At 51.1% G+C, this 16,291-nt stretch carries 17 protein-coding genes; 5 read left to right on the top strand and 12 right to left on the bottom strand.

The features are described 5' to 3' along the window. Positions 1-21 precede the first annotated feature (21 nt). From ACTS3T_RS08870 to ACTS3T_RS08855, 4 genes are all read right to left on the bottom strand, one after another. Positions 22-333: a hypothetical protein gene (locus ACTS3T_RS08870; protein WP_377964131.1), complete on the bottom strand. Its 312-nt coding sequence runs from the start codon at positions 331-333 to the stop codon at positions 22-24. Between the two features lie 155 nt (positions 334-488). Further along, positions 489-1,046: an FKBP-type peptidyl-prolyl cis-trans isomerase gene (locus tag ACTS3T_RS08865; RefSeq protein WP_377964129.1), complete on the bottom strand. Its 558-nt coding sequence runs from the start codon at positions 1,044-1,046 to the stop codon at positions 489-491. Between the two features lie 39 nt (positions 1,047-1,085). Beyond that, positions 1,086-1,409, bottom strand: coding sequence for a phasin family protein (locus ACTS3T_RS08860; protein ID WP_377964127.1), 324 nt, complete (start codon positions 1,407-1,409; stop codon positions 1,086-1,088). Between the two features lie 373 nt (positions 1,410-1,782). Continuing rightward, positions 1,783-3,024 carry an HhoA/HhoB/HtrA family serine endopeptidase gene (locus ACTS3T_RS08855; RefSeq protein WP_377964125.1) on the bottom strand — a complete coding sequence of 414 codons (1,242 nt, stop codon included), beginning with the start codon at positions 3,022-3,024 and terminating at the stop codon, positions 1,783-1,785. A gap of 303 nt (positions 3,025-3,327) precedes the next feature. Between ACTS3T_RS08855 and ACTS3T_RS08850 the strand changes: the two genes are divergently transcribed. Together ACTS3T_RS08850 and ACTS3T_RS08845 are read left to right on the top strand one after the other, a co-directional pair. Further along, complete coding sequence (locus ACTS3T_RS08850; RefSeq protein ID WP_377964124.1) at positions 3,328-3,636, top strand: TIGR03792 family protein; 309 nt, start codon at positions 3,328-3,330, stop codon at positions 3,634-3,636. Between the two features lie 59 nt (positions 3,637-3,695). Further along, positions 3,696-4,049 (top strand): zinc ribbon domain-containing protein, encoded by a 354-nt coding sequence (locus tag ACTS3T_RS08845; RefSeq protein WP_377964122.1) that lies wholly within the window; start codon positions 3,696-3,698, stop codon positions 4,047-4,049. On the opposite strand, the gene nblS is transcribed toward ACTS3T_RS08845, so the two are convergent. From nblS to ACTS3T_RS08815, 6 genes are all read right to left on the bottom strand, one after another. Continuing rightward, entirely contained in the window at positions 4,027-6,000 is a 1,974-nt protein-coding gene (gene nblS, locus ACTS3T_RS08840; protein WP_377964120.1) for a two-component system sensor histidine kinase NblS, read from the bottom strand. The genes ACTS3T_RS08845 and nblS overlap by 23 nt on opposite strands. 123 nt (positions 6,001-6,123) lie before the next feature. Next, positions 6,124-7,305, bottom strand: a complete 1,182-nt coding sequence (locus ACTS3T_RS08835) for a transaldolase (protein WP_377964118.1) — start codon at positions 7,303-7,305, stop codon at positions 6,124-6,126. 101 nt (positions 7,306-7,406) lie between these two features. Next, positions 7,407-8,093, bottom strand: coding sequence for a rhomboid family intramembrane serine protease (locus ACTS3T_RS08830; RefSeq protein WP_377964116.1), 687 nt, complete (start codon positions 8,091-8,093; stop codon positions 7,407-7,409). Positions 8,094-8,158: 65 nt separating this feature from the next. Continuing rightward, positions 8,159-9,058: a S66 peptidase family protein gene (locus ACTS3T_RS08825; RefSeq protein ID WP_377964114.1), complete on the bottom strand. Its 900-nt coding sequence runs from the start codon at positions 9,056-9,058 to the stop codon at positions 8,159-8,161. Between the two features lie 215 nt (positions 9,059-9,273). Then, a complete protein-coding gene (locus ACTS3T_RS08820; protein ID WP_377964112.1) occupies positions 9,274-11,094 on the bottom strand; it encodes a protein kinase domain-containing protein in 1,821 nt (606 codons plus the stop codon). 3 nt (positions 11,095-11,097) lie between these two features. After that, positions 11,098-11,379, bottom strand: coding sequence for a Ycf34 family protein (locus ACTS3T_RS08815; RefSeq protein ID WP_377964110.1), 282 nt, complete (start codon positions 11,377-11,379; stop codon positions 11,098-11,100). 177 nt (positions 11,380-11,556) lie between these two features. On the opposite strand from ACTS3T_RS08815, the gene ACTS3T_RS08810 reads away from it, so the two are divergent. After that, the gene (locus tag ACTS3T_RS08810; protein WP_377964108.1) at positions 11,557-12,876 is read left to right on the top strand and encodes a tRNA nucleotidyltransferase/poly(A) polymerase family protein; all 1,320 of its coding nucleotides are present in this window, start codon (positions 11,557-11,559) and stop codon (positions 12,874-12,876) included. Between the two features lie 124 nt (positions 12,877-13,000). Then, positions 13,001-13,756, top strand: coding sequence for a HEAT repeat domain-containing protein (locus tag ACTS3T_RS08805; RefSeq protein ID WP_377964106.1), 756 nt, complete (start codon positions 13,001-13,003; stop codon positions 13,754-13,756). Positions 13,757-13,815: 59 nt separating this feature from the next. Here ACTS3T_RS08805 and ACTS3T_RS08800 read toward each other — a convergent pair whose 3' ends face one another. Continuing rightward, positions 13,816-14,190 carry a DoxX family protein gene (locus ACTS3T_RS08800; RefSeq protein WP_377964105.1) on the bottom strand — a complete coding sequence of 125 codons (375 nt, stop codon included), beginning with the start codon at positions 14,188-14,190 and terminating at the stop codon, positions 13,816-13,818. A 110-nt stretch (positions 14,191-14,300) separates the two neighbouring features. Between ACTS3T_RS08800 and gntT the strand changes: the two genes are divergently transcribed. After that, a complete protein-coding gene (gene gntT / locus ACTS3T_RS08795; protein ID WP_377964104.1) occupies positions 14,301-15,617 on the top strand; it encodes a guanitoxin biosynthesis MATE family efflux transporter GntT in 1,317 nt (438 codons plus the stop codon). Here the strand turns inward: gntT and ACTS3T_RS08790 are convergent. Further along, entirely contained in the window at positions 15,607-16,191 is a 585-nt protein-coding gene (locus ACTS3T_RS08790; RefSeq protein ID WP_377964102.1) for a type I restriction endonuclease subunit R, read from the bottom strand. The two genes, gntT and ACTS3T_RS08790, sit on opposite strands and share 11 nt — an antisense overlap. Between the last annotated feature and the right edge of the window lie 100 nt (positions 16,192-16,291).

The raw sequence follows: 16,291 nt of genomic DNA, 5'->3' as shown, positions 1-16,291 counted from the left end.
TAGCCTTTTGGCTGGGCTAGTTTATTCGAGGTTCTTTAGATTAGAAAGCGTTTCTGCTTCGCAGAGACGCGCGATCGCTTGCTCTGCCGAAATCAGGCGCTTTAACACCACCTGACCAATTGATTGTCGATGGTTCGGATCAAGGGGTCTAACTTCTACCATCAGTACAGCCTCTTCGACTTGGTAGAGCCAAAGTTTTTCTTGCTGCTCTTCGATAAAAAGAGAAAGGCGCTGAATATGGGGCTTGCGCTGCCACGCAAGTTCATTCCACAAGCCACCAAATTCCCAAACTCGCCCTACTCTCCAGCCGTCTGACAGAAAAAAATACTTCACAGAACTGCACAATATTTCAACCTCTGAAATTATCCACCGTCTTGACTGATTTAACCGGAATGCGGGCGTTTTTCTTAGATTTCTAAAATGAAGAGACGCCCTGTTTAAGAGCGTCTCTTGAAAGTTTTTACCCCAACGGGGCACTTCAAAGGGCTTTAGCCAATTCGCAACAGTTCAACGTCAAAAATGAGGGTGGCATTGGGGGGGATAACCCCACCTGCTCCCCGGCTGCCATACCCCAAATCAGGCGGAATTATTAGCTGGCGGCGACCGCCTACATGCATGCTCATAACCCCTTCGTCCCAACCTTTGATGACTTGTCCGACGCCGATGGTAAAGCTAAAAGGGCGATTGCGATCGCGCGAACTGTCAAATTTAGTACCATCTTCCAGCGTACCCGTATAGTGAACCGTCACTCGCTGGCCGCTTTGGGGTGAGGCACCCGTTCCTTCCACTAGATCAATATATTGCAAGCCTGAGTCGGTTGTGACTCTGTTTTCTTCGGGCATTAAAGTTTCCTCAGAGGAGTTAGCATCTGGCATTAAGTCGTCAGCCGACTGAGCGAGTCTGATTTCTGCTGGCTGCTCGACCGCAGCGGGGTCAGCCTGCAGATTGACAGCGATCGCTGGGTTGCGATCGGCAGTTAGTTGAGCGGTAATCAGGACGACACAGCAGACGACTAATACACCAAAGCTAATTAAGATATCTCGCACGCGTTTTCTCCCAAATAGCAGTGAGCTAACTTGAGCATACTATTTCCAAAGCTGATTTTCGATCTCGCGCAGTTTGCGCTCTAGGCGATCGAGCCGTCCTCTTAACTCGTCCATTTCTGACTGTTGCGGTACGCCAAGATCTTGCATAGCGTTTCGCAACTGTCGCTGCATCTGCTCTTCAAATTTGCCCTGCTCAGAGTTGAGCTGCCCCATCAAATCATCCACAAAGCGCCGAGCTTGGTCAGAGTTGAGCTGGCCGTTTCTTACCCATTCATCGGTGACTTCTCTGAGTTTTTCGGCAACCAGGGAAGTGGTGCCGACGCCGATCATAATTAGCTGCCTAAGCAGATTGTTGGTGTCCATCTTGTTTTCCCGCTGCGAACTTAGAAGCGCTTTGTGCCGATGCTTAGGCTCAGCCTACCGCTTTATTCTGACAAAAGATGGAGTCGCCCGCAGAAATTTACAGGCAGGGAAGTCCGAACCTCTCACGCCATTAAAGGGTCGAAATAGACAGAAAGGCCAGGATAGCGAAGTGAGGATCTATCAACCTGCCTCAACCTCCGGTTCAACTTTCAAAACTTTGAGCGGATATCGATCGAGGCAGGCAGAAGGGCTGAGAGCAGACGGAAAGCTTTTCTACAGCTAAAGACAGCAGGCTAAAGGCAAAGCACGGATACGGCAAGTTTTCGCTCGGCGATCGCCGAGCGAAAGACGTTACAAACTGCGATCGCGGTTTTTAGCGAGTGGGGTTAACGGGGAGTGCTCCTGGTTGAGCCGTGATAGTGAGGTCGCGTCCAGAACGGCGAATGTCTAAACGCAGGTCATCCCCGACTTGTACGGCTGAAACCTGTCTTTGTACTGCTTCAGAGTCAGCGACGGCCTGACGATTGACTGCTCGAATTACATCTCCGGCTCTTAAGCCAGCGCTAGCGGCTGGTGAATTAGGAATGACATTGACAATTAAGATGCCTGTTTCTTCTTCAACCCTCAGACCCGCATTGGGGTTGGCGTTAATTTCTGCCTTGGTTTCTGGGGTCAAAGTCACCATTTCAATCCCCAAGTAGGCGTGCTCTACCTTGCCAGTGGCAATGAGCTGGTCGGCAATCTCTTTGGCGGTGTTGATCGGAACGGCAAAGCCAATACCTTGAGCGCCTTGAATAATCGCTGTGTTGATGCCAATGACGCGCCCTTGTTCGTCGAGCAAAGGCCCACCTGAATTACCAGGGTTGATTGCCGTATCGGTTTGAATGAAATCGACTCGCTTATCAGCAATGCCGACATCGCCGCTAGATCGGCCTGTGGCGCTAATAATGCCGGCGGTAACAGTGTTGTCTAGTCCCAGAGGATTGCCAATCGCGATCGCCCATTGTCCAGGGCGAATTTGCTCAGAGTCGCCAAGCTGCACAGTTGGCAGATTCGCGTCCTCTACACGGATGACAGCAATATCAGTGACCGGATCACTCCCCAATACCTGACCTTCTAGAGAGCGTCCATCCTTTAAGGTAACTTGGACTTGGTCAGCCCCATCAACTACGTGGGCGTTGGTCAAGACGTGCCCCTGATTGTCGAGAATAAATCCTGAACCGACCCCCCGCTGCACCCGCTCAGACGGCTGCATGGGCACTTCAGACCCAAAAAATCTGCGAAACAAAGGATCGTTAAAAACTTCGGGTACGGCTTGCTGAACGGTGCGAGAAGCATTAATCCGTACGACTGCAGGCCCTGCAGTGTCTACAACCCGGCTGATAAAGTTGTCGCCTGTTGCCGAAAGACCTGGAATGGCTTGGGCTACGGCTGGTGGTTCTGGAGCAGTGACGCTGGGCTGAGCGTATGCCTGCTGGTTGAGAGGAGATTGGGGATTCCAAGCAAAGTAACCCCCTGTCGCTGCCAGTCCGGCTCCCAACAGCAGACATGAACTGCGTGATAGCCACTGCTGCCAACCTGATTGAGTTGTTGGAGAAGCGTTATCTGATTGCATGTTGTTACCAACCTCTGGGGTAATGGGTGAAAATCTAGTTTTTGGCTTACAGTTCTTACCTTAAGTTGTTGACATGGCAGCGGTGTGGAGCTGATGTGAAAATACTGCAACGTCTGCACAAACGGAAACAATCAGCCATAAGCCCCCCACTGTAGCCACCCGCGTTGAGATACTTCAATAGCTGCAAGTTACTGACAAAAAGGTTTTTCGTCTTTCCTTAACCTTTAGCGATAGAAGACTGAGCCAAAAATTGCCCCAAATTTTATGAGAGGATAAACCCGACGGGCGGTGAGGATAGCCAGTATGGTGATTGAATGGCTGAAATTTCGAGTGCCAGCCGAGCAGCGTGAACGCTATGTCCAAATTGATGCCGAAGTTTGGACGCTGGCTTTAGAAAAATATGAAGGGTTTTTAGGCAAAGAGGTTTGGATTTCGCCAGATGATACTTCGGAGCTAATTTTGGTCATTCGCTGGGCCAGCCGAGAACAGTGGAAGGCGATCGCAGCGGTCGAGCTAGACAAAATTACCCAAACGTTTGATCAGAGCTTGGGCTTTGCTTATGAAATGCTGGAGTCTAAGGAATATCAGGTGCGGCGGTTCGCCAATTTCTAACTATCCGCCGCCACCGAAGAAATCTGGTTAGGATAGCAATACGCACGTTTTTGATTACCATGCCTGTCTGTCCTCGTTGCCAGCAGTCTATTCAAGCCGCCACCTTGCAGTGTCCGCGTTGTCAACTGCCGCTTAAAGCTTACGGTCATCCGGGTATTCAGCTACACCGGGCTGAAGCAGACCGTTTTTTATGCCCGGACTGTACTTATCACGCTGACAATACCTGTAACTTTCCGCAACGACCGCTGGCTAAAACCTGTACCCTCTACCAATCTCAATCAGCGATCGCTGCTGACTTTTCTACGGCTCCGCAGCCAGCCCCTTTACAACTGAGCTGGGTTTGGTTCAGACGCAACCTCGCTTGGTGGGTGCTAGCAGGTTTGTTGTTGATTAGCCTGCTGATTGCAATATAGGCGAACTGGAGTGAGTGGCTTCGGAGTTGAGGGCTAACGCTTCTGCAGATTCGTTGTCAGGACTAGCCGTAAACAAACTCAGATCGAACCAAAAAGTGGTGCCTGTACCAACTTCGCTCACCAGATTAACGCGACTGCTGTGTTTCTCAACAATATTTTTAACAATTGAAAGTCCCAGTCCAGTCCCTTCTAGGGTGTGAACCCGATTTTCTACCCTAAAGAAGCGATCAAAAATGGCGGCTTGGTCTTCGGGGGCAATGCCGATACCCGTGTCGGCAATTTCAATGCGCACTGCTTTAGCGGCGCTGTGGGAAGATTGCTGAGGCGATCGATAGGCTCGAATGAGAACGCAGCCCCCTGCCATCGTAAACTTCAAAGCGTTACCGACCAGATTAACCAGCACTTGTAGCAGCAAATCGTAGTTACCCAAAACAAGCGGCAGATGGGGTTCAATTTCTGAAATCAGCTCAATTTGCTTGTCGCGGGCGTTGAGCTGATAAGTCCGCAACGTTTGCTCAATCGGCTGGGTGGCATCTACCCCGCTTAGCTGGTAGCGGCGGTTGGATTCTAGGCGAGACAGGTCAAGAACATCGTTAACCAAACGGGTTAGACGATCCGTTTCGTGATTAGCAGTTTCTAAAAATTCGCGCCGCTCTGCTTCGCTCAGGTCTTCGCCGTATTCATGAAGCGTTTCAATAAACGACTTGATGTTAAACAGCGGCGTCCTGAGTTCATGAGAGACATTGCTAATGAACTGGCTTTTCGCTTCGTTAAGCGCTACTTCACGGGTAATGTCTTGCACGGTAATGGCAATGCCTTTGACGTTTTCTCGCGCTTGATCGAGAACGGTATTGAGCAAAATGCGCACCGTACGGCTAGCAGGCTCTGGCAAAACCAAACGAAACTCCATAGCTTCAGATTCACCCGCTGCTGCCTGATAAAGCGGACGCATTAGCTGAATAGCAACCGAGTTGGGCAAATACTCTAAAACGGTTTCGGCTTCTAGCTGTTTGCTCTCCCACCCAAAGAGACGCCGCGCGGCTGGATTGACCAGCACAATTCGCATTTCGGTATCTAATAAGATGGCACCGTCTGCAATGGTTGAAACCAGAGTTTCTAGCTTGGCTTTTTCAGCCGTTAGTTCTTCGATGTTTTGTTCTTCGTAGCGCTCAAGGCGCTCTGCCATGTCGTTAAAGCTGTGAATCAGTTCGCCGAGTTCACCGCCAAGCGGTAGGTTAATTCGCTGTTTGAAATTGCCAGCCGCAATATTTTTGACCCCAACCAGTAGCTCTTTAATTGGCTGGGTAATGGTCAGGGCATTAAATACCGCGCCTAAAATTACCATCACCCAAATGGAAACGAAGACGGCTACAGTAACATCGCGGGTGAGGTGCGAGGAAGTGACCACGGTAGGATTGGGATTGATGCCCAGCGCTAAGACGCCTAAATACTCGCCTTCGTAGTTGAGCGGCACAAATACATCGGTGACTTCGCCGAGAGGGGTGATGTGCTGCCGTACCATTGGCAAATCAGAACTTCTGACGTAGTTTTCGGGAAGCTGCATCCGCCGCCGAATAGCCAGAGAGTTTTGTACGGCTGGCTCAGAATAGGGGATGCCAAAGAAGATATCGCCCTCGGAGTCAGCATAAAGCATGTAGCGAACGCTGGAAGTGCTTTGATAAAAGCTATAGGAAAAGCGAGCTAATTCAGTGCGATCGCCAGTGTGTACCAGCGGGGCGACATTCGCGGCTAGCAACAGACCCAAATCGCGGCCAAAGCGAGTATCGTTTAAGCGGGCGTCTTGCTGAATGGTGTTGACGGCCCAAAAAGTTAGCCCACTCATGACGAGAGAAACAACCAGCGTTGCCCCCGCCATCAAACGAGTCTGGAGGGTAAAATCGCCCCACCAGCGAACGATGAGTTCTCTGAGCTTGCTGAGAATTTTAATCAAAGCCTGTCTGTGCCGTAAGCCTTATTGCGGTTTATTCAAAAATATATTTCTATTTTTGCACGAACATCCCTGGGCGCGCAGGTTGCTTCACAGACTCACTCAACTAGAAGAGCCAATAAACCGCTATACGGGGACGAGTTGATAGCCACCCCCTAAGCCAGCACTAATTTCGTCGGGGGTGACTTTGCCATCGTGATCGCGATCGAGCGCGTCAAAAACAGCATCGGTTCCCATCCATTCTTCACGGGTAATAAAGCCATCCCCGTCTAAATCGTAAGCCTGAAAAACCTCTTCTGCCGCCTGAGTCACCAGCTTTTCGCCCTGAAGGCGCAAACGTAGCCGCTCTGCCAGCATCGTTTCTAACGTTTCTAGCGCTTTGCTAAAGCCCCGAATGCCTTCTTGGAGTTTTTCTGAAGCCATGCGATCGCGCTGATGCATTTGCTCAAAAGTGGCTTGATCCATAGAAATTTTGGTAATTTCAGCGGCGGCGGCTGTTGCAGGCTGAAGCTGACGGGGCAGGTCGGCCTCAGTTTCGTGGAGCTGGGCTAACAACTGGGGAGAAATAGTTAATAAGTCACAGCCCGCTAGCTGGGTAATTTCGCCAATGTTGCGGAAGCTAGCCCCCATGACCTCGGTAGAATAGCCAAACTTCTTGTAATAGTTATAAATCTCAGTGACTGACTGCACGCCGGGGTCTTCTTCGGGAGAATAAGCCTCTCGTCCGGTTTCTTTTTTGTACCAGTCAAGAATGCGACCGACAAAGGGCGAAATCAGCGTTACGCCTGCTTCGGCACAGGCGATCGCCTGGTGCAAGCCAAATAAAAGGGTGAGGTTGCAGTGAATACCTTCTTGCTCCAGTACCTTAGCGGCTTGAATCCCTTCCCAGGTAGAAGCGATTTTGATCAAAACGCGATCGCGCGAGACGCCAGCCGCTTCATATTGGGCAATCAAATCGCGGGCGGTGGCCAGCGTAGCTTCGGTATCGAAGGATAGGCGAGCGTCTACTTCAGTCGAAACTCGTCCTGGAATAATTTGTAAAATTTTCAGCCCAAAAGCCACCGCTAGCCGCTTAAAGGCCAGGTTGGCAATGTCTTTGTCGCTGGCATCTGACCCCGCATCGGCTTTGGCTTTCAGCAGCGTTTCATCGACAATTTCTTGATATCGAGGCATTTGAGCCGCTGTTGTAATCAAGGAGGGATTGGTCGTGGCATCGTGCGGTTTAAACTGCTCGATCGCCTGGATATCGCCTGTGTCAGCAACCACGATGGTCATTTCTCGTAGCTGCTCTAGCAAACTCTGTGCCATGACTTGCTCCTCAGCAGTGCCTTGATAGCTTTTATTGTAGTGAGGTAATTCAGAATTGCTGTTAATCAGAGATTAAAAAGCGGCTTCGTACCTTGGCGGGGTCATTCTTCTGAAAAAAGCCCCAGCAGCGGCCCTAGCACAATGCCAAAGACGAAGCCGCCCGCATGTGCCCAGTACGCTATCCCCCCTGTACCCATCTGGGCATCGGCTCCTAAGCTGGCGATGCCGTAGAGCGCCTGTTGTACAAACCAAAAGCCCAAGAAAAACAGCGCTGGAATGCGGATGGTGGTGATGAAAAAGAACAAGGGAATCAGCGTCAAAATGCGGGCTTTGGGAAACCGCAGAATATAAGCGCCCATCACACCCGCGATCGCCCCACTCGCGCCAACCGTAGGTACGCTAGAGCCTGGTTCAAAGAACCATTGCGTTAGCGCTGCCAAAATACCGCAGCCCAGATAGAAAATAATGAATTTGACCTTACCCAAGCGGTCTTCAATATTGTTACCAAAGACCCACAAATAGAGCATGTTGCCGCCTAAATGCAAAAACCCCCCATGCAAAAATTGGGAAGAGATGAGGGTGAACCATTCTTGCACCGGGTTAGGGCCAGAACCTTGAAAGCTGGCAGTTAGCTGCGCTGGAACAACCGCCCAGCGATCGAAAAAGAGTTCTAGCGCTTGAGACGACAGGCCAATTTCAAATAAAAAAATGGCAATGTTAAGGCCAATTAAACCGTAGGTAACGTACGATTTGCTGTAGGTAGGATTCTCGTCACGTAGAGGAACCACAAGGAAACTAGCGAAGGTACGTTTTGATTGTAGGCGGTTATTTTGAGATAGATCTCAAGAAGGCGCTAAAGGGTGGGTTGAATTGTGAGCGTTCCTTGATCGCCTTCAAGGGTAGCGGCTACGCCAACGGGCAAGGCGGCGTTCACCCCATCATGGCCAAAAGGCAGATCGGAGACCACAGGGATTCCTAAGTCGCCTAAGCGATCGCGCAAAACTTCAGCGACGCTAAAACTCGGCAGTTTTTTGGCTTCGCACTGGCTGAAGCGTCCGAGAGCAATGCCTTTGACCGCCTTAAACTTACCCATCATGCGCCATTGGGTCAGCATGCGGTCAATCCGATAGGGGGCTTCTGAAACATCTTCAAAAGCCAGAATTACATTGTCTAAAGCTGGTTCTGCTGGGGTACCCAGCAAACAGGTAGCGACAGTTAGGTTGGCAGGCATCAGCTTGCCTTCTACACAGCCGCCGCCCCAGCCATTGCCGTGTAGCGGCCCAATGGGACGACCTTCTAGCCAGTTAAAAAGGCGCTGTACTGAGCCGTCGGGTTCATCAGCAAGGGTGGTGAGCAACGGGCCGTGCAGCCCAGAAATGCCCTGTTGACTTAAACTCCACAGCAGGCTGGTGATGTCGGAAAAGCCTATAAGCCATTTGTTGCCTTGCGGCCACTGCCAGTTTTCTAAAAGGCGGGTACCCCCGTAGCCGCCTCTGGCACACAGAATACCCTGGCAGCCTGGATCTTGCAGCGCTTTATCAAGCTGCTGGCGGCGATCGCGATCGCTACCCGCTAAATAGCCCCACTGGCTATCAAACCCTGGAATCATCTCAATTTCGTAGCCACGCGATCGCCAAATTTCAACCCCTTGTTGAAATTTTTCAAACTCTCGTAAGGCTCCACTAGGTGTAATTACGCAGAGGCGATCGCCAGGAGTCAGGGGCGGTGGCGGTTGGCAAAAAATAGGTTGCATAAGCGGGCGTGGCCAAGTGTAGCGAAAATTAAATCACCCCAGTTCGGGATTCTTATCGTAGCTGAAACCTCAGCCCAGTCTGCTGATCTTAAGTTGATGTAATACCGATTCTTCAAAAGAAAGGTACAGATGAGAATGACGAAACGTCTGCAGAGCAAAGACTGTTCAATTCAAAATCGAAAATCCAAAATCGAGAATTGATGTAACGAACCCAGTTATGGCAGTCGCTGCCAGATTTTAAGGGTTTCATCGGCACTGCTGCTCACGCAGGTTTGGCCATCAGGGGTAAACCCCACCGCCCGAATGCCCCAGGCATGGTTGAGTTGCCCCACCCGTTTGGCGGTGGGCAGGTGCCAAAAAACCAGGGTGCTATCGTCGCTGCCTGTGACCAAAAACTGACCGTCTGGACTTAAAGCGATCGCGGTGACGGTATCGCTATGGGCTTTGAGGGTCTGGCTGCGCCAATCGTGTTGCCAATCCCACAGTTTGACGATGCCGGCGGCGTCGCCGCTAACGACGAGTGTTTGCCGTAGCCCTAAGCAGGTAATCGCCGCTTCGTGTGCCCGCTTGAGGGTTTTGAGCAACTGGCCCGTGGGCAAATGCCACAGTCGCAGGCTTTGATCCCAACTGCTGCTGATGAGCTGATCAGATTCACCAACCACGTCCAAGCCGCTAATTTGTTCTCGGTGCTGGCTAAAGGTGCCCGCCAGCGCTAGCGTCTCTAGCTGCCAAAGCCGCAGTTTACCTTCGCCACCGCCGCCAATTAAAAACTGATTGTCAGGTGTCAGCGCGATCGCGGTAATTGTCCATCCCGGTTCGGGGAGAGTCGCCACCAGGCTATAGTCGGTGAGATCCCACCACTTGACGGTACCGTCACTGCTGCCGCTAAACAGGCTGCGGCCATCGGCACTAAACAAAACGGCATTGACCGCTCCACGATGGCGTTTGTTCAGCAGCGGCAAAGCACTTCCTAAGGTTTGGATCAATTCACCATTGCGCAAATCCCAGAGCCGAACCGCTTTATCCGTACTGCCTGTAGCCACAGCCCGCCCGTCTGGGCTAATGCTCAGCGTATTAATGATGCTGCCTGCCTGTGGCAGCGTGAACACGCACCGCCAATTAAGGGACGGTGGTGCCGCTAAACGTGGCGGCTGTAGGCGACGCTGGCTTAGCTGATGACGCGTTCCTAAAGTTTGCAGATCTCTCAGTACGTCAGCGGCAGCGCGATAGCGACGTTGTAAAGAACGACTCAACAATCGCTCTAGAATATGACCCAACTGCAAACTCACTCCCTGGCGCACGTAAGGCCGCCAGACCCAGCGGTCTTCACCGATAGAATACAGGTCGAAGGGGTGTTGTCCGGTAAGTAAATGAATACAGGTTACCCCTAGGCTGTACAGGTCGCTAGCAAACACAGCTTGCCCCAGCATTTGTTCAGGGGCGGCGTAGCCAGCGCTGCCAATCACAGTGCCCTTTTGCTTGAGCGCCTCTTGTCCGTCGGCATATTTAGACGCGCCAAAATCCACCAAATAGTAAGTTTGGCTGGATTCTACATAAAGGATGTTGGCGGGCTTGACATCGCGGTGAATTACCTGAGCTTGATGCACAAAAGCCAGCACCGACAAGATCTGAACCAGCAGCGTGCGAATTTGGGCTTCGGTAAAAACTCCATGACGCTGTAGCAGCGTTTCTAAATCAGTTCCCTGAATAAATTCTTGAATTAAGTAGCTGCCCTCAGCGGTGGTCAACGCCTCTAGCAGTTGCGGAATTTGCCGATGCTGACCTAACTGAGTTAGCTGTTTGACCTCTTGCTGAAAGCGTTGTGGCTCAGGCGATCGCAAAAATTGCTTAATAACGCAATGGCTTTGAGTGGCTTCATCAATCGCCAGCAGCGTACGGCCAAATCCACCTTGCCCAATCTGCTGGAGTGGACGATAGCGATCGCCTAGCAGTAGCGCTCTGCCGCAGCTTTGACAATAGCGATGGTGCGCTGGATTTTGAGGCTGCGGGCAGAGCGGATTCAGGCATAGGGTCATAGATTAAGTCGGAATCAGCTCCCCTGGGCGGAGCTTAGCCCACTTGCCGCTTTCTAGCTTAAAGCTCTGACAGCCGACAACATCGTACTCAAAGCCAAAGTCGTCATCTTGCACAATGCGATCGCCTTCAATGCGCACTTTGGGCGGCTTAATATTGGCATTGATGGTGGGTTCTACCGGGTCAAAATCAGGCGTTTCGCTCAGGTGTGGCTGCTGATGCTGAGTTTCAACCGCGTGGTAGGTGGTGCAGCGATCGACGTAGTGGCAATTAATGCAAATACACATAGATCTCTTCCAGGCCCTTTCTGCTAATTTAGCTCAACTTTTGGTTAGGCTTTCAGGAGGGGCTAGAGATGTTGCAAAATGAAAAGCCGTGCTTCGTTATCTGGCTCCTTTGTTAGTAAGGAGAATAACGGCGACTGAGGCATCGGTATTCCTTTACATTTTCTATGAGATCGGCCCTTGACACTGCCTGTTAATACCCTACCTGCTGCTTTATCTCCTCAAACCTGGCCGTTTGAGTTAGCTTTACTGCCAACCTCGGCTTATCTTGTCGGCGGTAGCGTTCGCGATGTACTGCTCGAAAGGCAGGCGGACTATTTAGATTTAGACTTTGTTTTGCCGGAGGCGGCCATTGAAACAGCTCAGCTCATTGCTAAACACTATCAAGTAGGGTTTGTGGTGCTCGATGCCCATCATAAAATTGCTCGGGTTGTCTTTCCGCAAGCTACGGTTGATTTTGCCCAGCAGGTTGGCCCCTCTTTAGAAACTGACCTGCGGCGGCGCGATTTTACCGTTAATGCGATCGCCTATCATCCCCATACACGCCAGCTCATTGATCCGCTCCAGGGAGGGCAGGATTTGAAAAAGCGGTTGTTGCGGATGATTTCGATGGACAATCTAGCAGCCGATCCGCTGCGGCTACTGCGGGCTTACCGTCAGGCGGCTCAGCTTGACTTTAGGGTAGAACCGCAGACACAGGTGGCTATTCGTCGTCTGGCAGATTTGCTCACCCAGGTCGCTGCTGAGCGCGTTCGGGGGGAACTCGATGCCCTGCTCAGCAAGCCAGCGGGCACTGCTCAGCTCAAGGCTTGCTGCCAAGATCGCTTGTTGCAGGGATGGCTACCGCAAATTACGGCTGACTCACTACAGACGGTGGCGGCCATCGATCAAGCCTATAGTGATTTACAAACCCACTGGCCGGGATATGCCAGCCTGGTTACGGGCTGGTTTAAAGAGCAAAGTGTTCCTGGTATGCACCGCAGTTGGCTAAAGGCCGCCAAACTCAGCCAGCTTTTGACGCTAGATGAAGCGATCGCCGAAGCCGAACTGATTCACCTCAAGTACAGTCGCGCTGAGCAGCAGGTAGTTTTGGCGACGCTGCGCAATCAAACCCGGTTGACGCCTTTGCAGGTGCGATCGCTGTCTATCCGAGAACAGTACGATCTCTTTCGAGATACCAGCCAAAGTTTTTTAAGCCTCTCAATCTTAGCCCTCGCGCTGCAATATCCGGCTGAGCGCGTTTATGCTTTGATTCAGCGTTTTTTAAACCCTGCCGATCCGGTGGCTCACCCCACGACTTTGATTTCTGGGCGCACGCTGATGCAAAAGCTACAACTGCGCCCTGGTCGGCACATTGGTCAGCTTTTAGAATCAATTCAACTGGCGCACGCAGAGGGGAAAGTGACCAACGCGGCTGAAGCGCTAGATTGGGCTCAACTGGCGATCCAGCATCAGGAAATATCCGTTTCAAAAAATTATGGATTGCGGCGCGATCGCTAAATCAAGCTGCCTTTGTTTGTGGCTGTAATCGTTGCCATGACAGGTCATAGCACCGCAATCGAAAGTTCATAACTCGGCAAAAATAGAGTCGCCTTAGGACAAATTCGTGCTGTAAAGTGACAGTATGTATGACGACGACCTCACCACGCTAGATACTGAACTCGATCTAGAAAGCCCCTTAGATCGGATGGCTCCTCCTGGCGAGGCCGAAGAGCCACAGTACAATCCTGACCAAATGCTGCCGTTGCTCTCCTCGCCAGAGACGCCTCAGCGCATGTTAGCTGCTAGAGCTTTTTGTGAGCTACAGGATGAACGCGCCATTCCTCAGCTCATTCATCTTCTCAACGATCCGTGTCCTTTGGTTAGAGTCAGTGCTGCTTACGCGTTGGGGCGTAATCCTAGCAGTACCGCGATCGCTCCTTTAATCCACCAGTTGCAGCAAGACTGGAATGGCTATGTGCGCAAAGGAATTGTCTGGGCTTTAGGCAACTGTCACGACGAGCGATCGATTGACCCCCTCATTCATGCTCTCAAAAGTGATATTTCGGCTGTCCGTTTGTGGGCAGCTAGTGCGTTAGCGCAGGCGGGTGAAGTGGGCTATGGGGCTGTGCTGAAAACCCTACCACCGCTGATTGAAGCGCTACGTCGTGATCCAGTTGCCGCCGTTCGGAGTAACTGCGCTTGGACGATTGGTCAGCTTTGCCGAGAACTGCCCTCCAACGTCGTTTATGCCACGGCAATTGACGCTTTGATTGAGTCTTTTGCCGAAGAAGAAGAACTAGGCGTTAGAGAAGATGCCCGCGCCGCCTTGCTGAAGCTAGGCGACACTCGCGGCCTACAAACCATCGAAGAGCTAGAACAAGACGGCTGGTTTAGCTAGCGTAGGCTTATCAGCGCGATCGCCTTCCTGCTGCAACGCTGGCTAAAAACTTTCCTGATTTACCGTTCAGGCGTTCGAGTTGCCGCTAGGGAAATCGGGCCTGGGCCATAGGCAACCACCATCAGCAATCCTCCTATCAGACCCAGATTTTTGAAGAACTGAGTCGGGTCACTCAGGTGAAAGACAATCGTTGTGGGAATTAAAAAGCCAATCAGCAACCAAGCGCCGATGTGGGCTTTGTAGCCGATTAAAACCCCCAAGCTACCAGTAATTAAAACAATAACTGTCAGAATAGCGAGAAGACCCGCTGCAGGTAATCCTTGAGAAGCAATCGCCTGTTGAGTGCCCACAAAATTAATGGCATGGTTGATCCCCGCTCTGAGAAACAAAGCTGCTATCAAAATTCTGCCGATTAGAGAAAGGTAAGACTGCATAAAGAAGACTTGCTAAATGAATAGATCAACTCGACTCATTTTAGGAGGTGGACTTCAGCAGTTTTTCAGTCTGTCAACGAACTGTCTAGAAGTTCAGGAAAGTTTACACAATGCCTTTGACGCGGCGATTTAGTCAGCTAGCGATCGCCAATATTGTTTCTAACCTGATGGTGCCGCTGGCAGGCATTGTTGATACGGCATTTCTGGGTCACCTGGCAGAAATTCACTATTTAGCGGGGGTGGCGCTGGCAACCTTGATTTTCAACGTCATCTACTGGAGCTTTGGCTTTTTGCGTATGGGCACCACCGGAATGACGGCGCAAGCAATGGGGCGCGGCGATCGCTCAGAAGTTTTGTTAGTGGGTTTACGCAACGCCTTAATTGCTTTGGGGCTGGGGGTGATCATTTTGCTGTTGCAGGTTCCCTTGCGGCTTATTGGCTTTGCCTTGCTTAGCGGCACTCCAGACGTGCAAGCTGCCGGAGTTGACTTTTATAACGCCCGTATTTGGGGGTCTCCGGCTGTTTTGCTTAACTATGTGCTATTGGGTTGGTTTCTAGGGCGATCGCAGGGACGATCGGTGATATTGCTGTCAATGGTGGCAAACTTCGGCAACGTAGTTTTAGACTACTGGTTTATCAATCGCCTGGGTTGGGCCAGTGCTGGGGCAGGCTTGGCTACTGCTCTGAGCCAATATGCCATGCTCATGATTGGTCTAGGGTTACTCATTGCAGAAGTTACTGTAGGTGAGGTCAAAGCTGTTTGGCCGCACTTATGGCAGCCTCAGGCTTTGCAAGGATTGTTTTTGCTTAACCGCGATATTTTGATTCGGACGTTTGCTTTGGTGATTAGTTTTGCCCTGTTTACTAACTTCAGCTCTATCTTGGGCGAAACCGTTTTAGCGGTGAATACGCTGCTGCTACAGGTGGTGACGTTAGCGGCTTACTTTATCGACGGCATTGCCTTTGCCACCGAAACCTTTGCTGGAGAATTTTACGCTCAGGGCGATCGCCGTCAGCTACAGACTTTGATTCGTCTGGCAGGCGGTACCAGCTTGGTCTTAGGCGTCGGCTTTGCACTCGGCTTTGCGCTCTTGCCACAGGGGCTTTTTGGCATCATGACCAGCCATACGGTACTACTCAATCAAGTTGAAAGCTATGTGTGGTGGCTGTTGCCTGTTTTAGGTTTTGGGGCGATCGCCTTTATGCTTGATGGCTATTTTCTCGGCCTCACGGCTGGGGCGGCTTTGCGGAACTCTACCCTTTTAGCCTCCACCATTGGCTTTTTGCCGCTGGCTTGGCTGGCTTTACAACTTAAAAATGTCCAGCTTTTGTGGCTAGCTCTAACCTGCTTTATGGCAATGCGGGCAATTACCCTCAGTTGGGGTGTCTCGGCAACGCTGTCATCTCACCCCTCCCCTAAGACTTGACCAACCTTGAGGTAAACTGAGCCATCTGTTTGAGAATTTGTAGCGCGATCGCCACTTCAGCAACGACTGTATACAAAGAAAAAACCCGTGATAGGGCGTATTGAGGGGTGGGTTGACTGACTAATTTAATCAATAAAATATCGTCTCCATTGGTTAAACAGCCAAATAAAAGATCTGTGGGCTTGTCTGGACTTGCCATCATATAAGCCAACACCTGCGGCAGAGCAGAGCGCAGAGAAATGGTGGTTTTCTTAGATTCCAGTACCAGTACCCAGAATTGAGTCTGCAAAATCAAGACATCAATATGGCCTCTGAGGACTTCTTCGCCATCGTCAACGGCTAGCTCTATCGAAGTTTCTGCCTGCATACGAAAGGGCGGATCGTAGAAACCTGCGGCTTCTAGTAAAGGTGAGGCCACCAGCAACATAACAGCGCCTTCTAGTAAATTTCCGGCTGCCCGGTGATAGCTCAGGCGACGCCAGAGCGTCGCGATCGCAGCGTTATCAGCTTCTGTCAGTTGCGGCAGGTCACGCTGCCATTCTGGGAAAAAGTTGGGATCTACATTGCGCTGCAAGCCAAGCTTGCCTCTCGGGTTGACAGGTTTTTAATGGCGTCTGTAACAGCGATAATTCACGCCATGAAGGTATAAACGTTCTAAACCTACTGACTTTTAT

This window comes from Almyronema sp. (assembly GCF_052168255.1).
Taxonomy (GTDB): Bacteria; Cyanobacteriota; Cyanobacteriia; order Phormidesmidales; family Phormidesmidaceae; genus Sphaerothrix; species Sphaerothrix epifaneia.
This window is presented reverse-complemented; position numbering and strand designations above follow the sequence as displayed.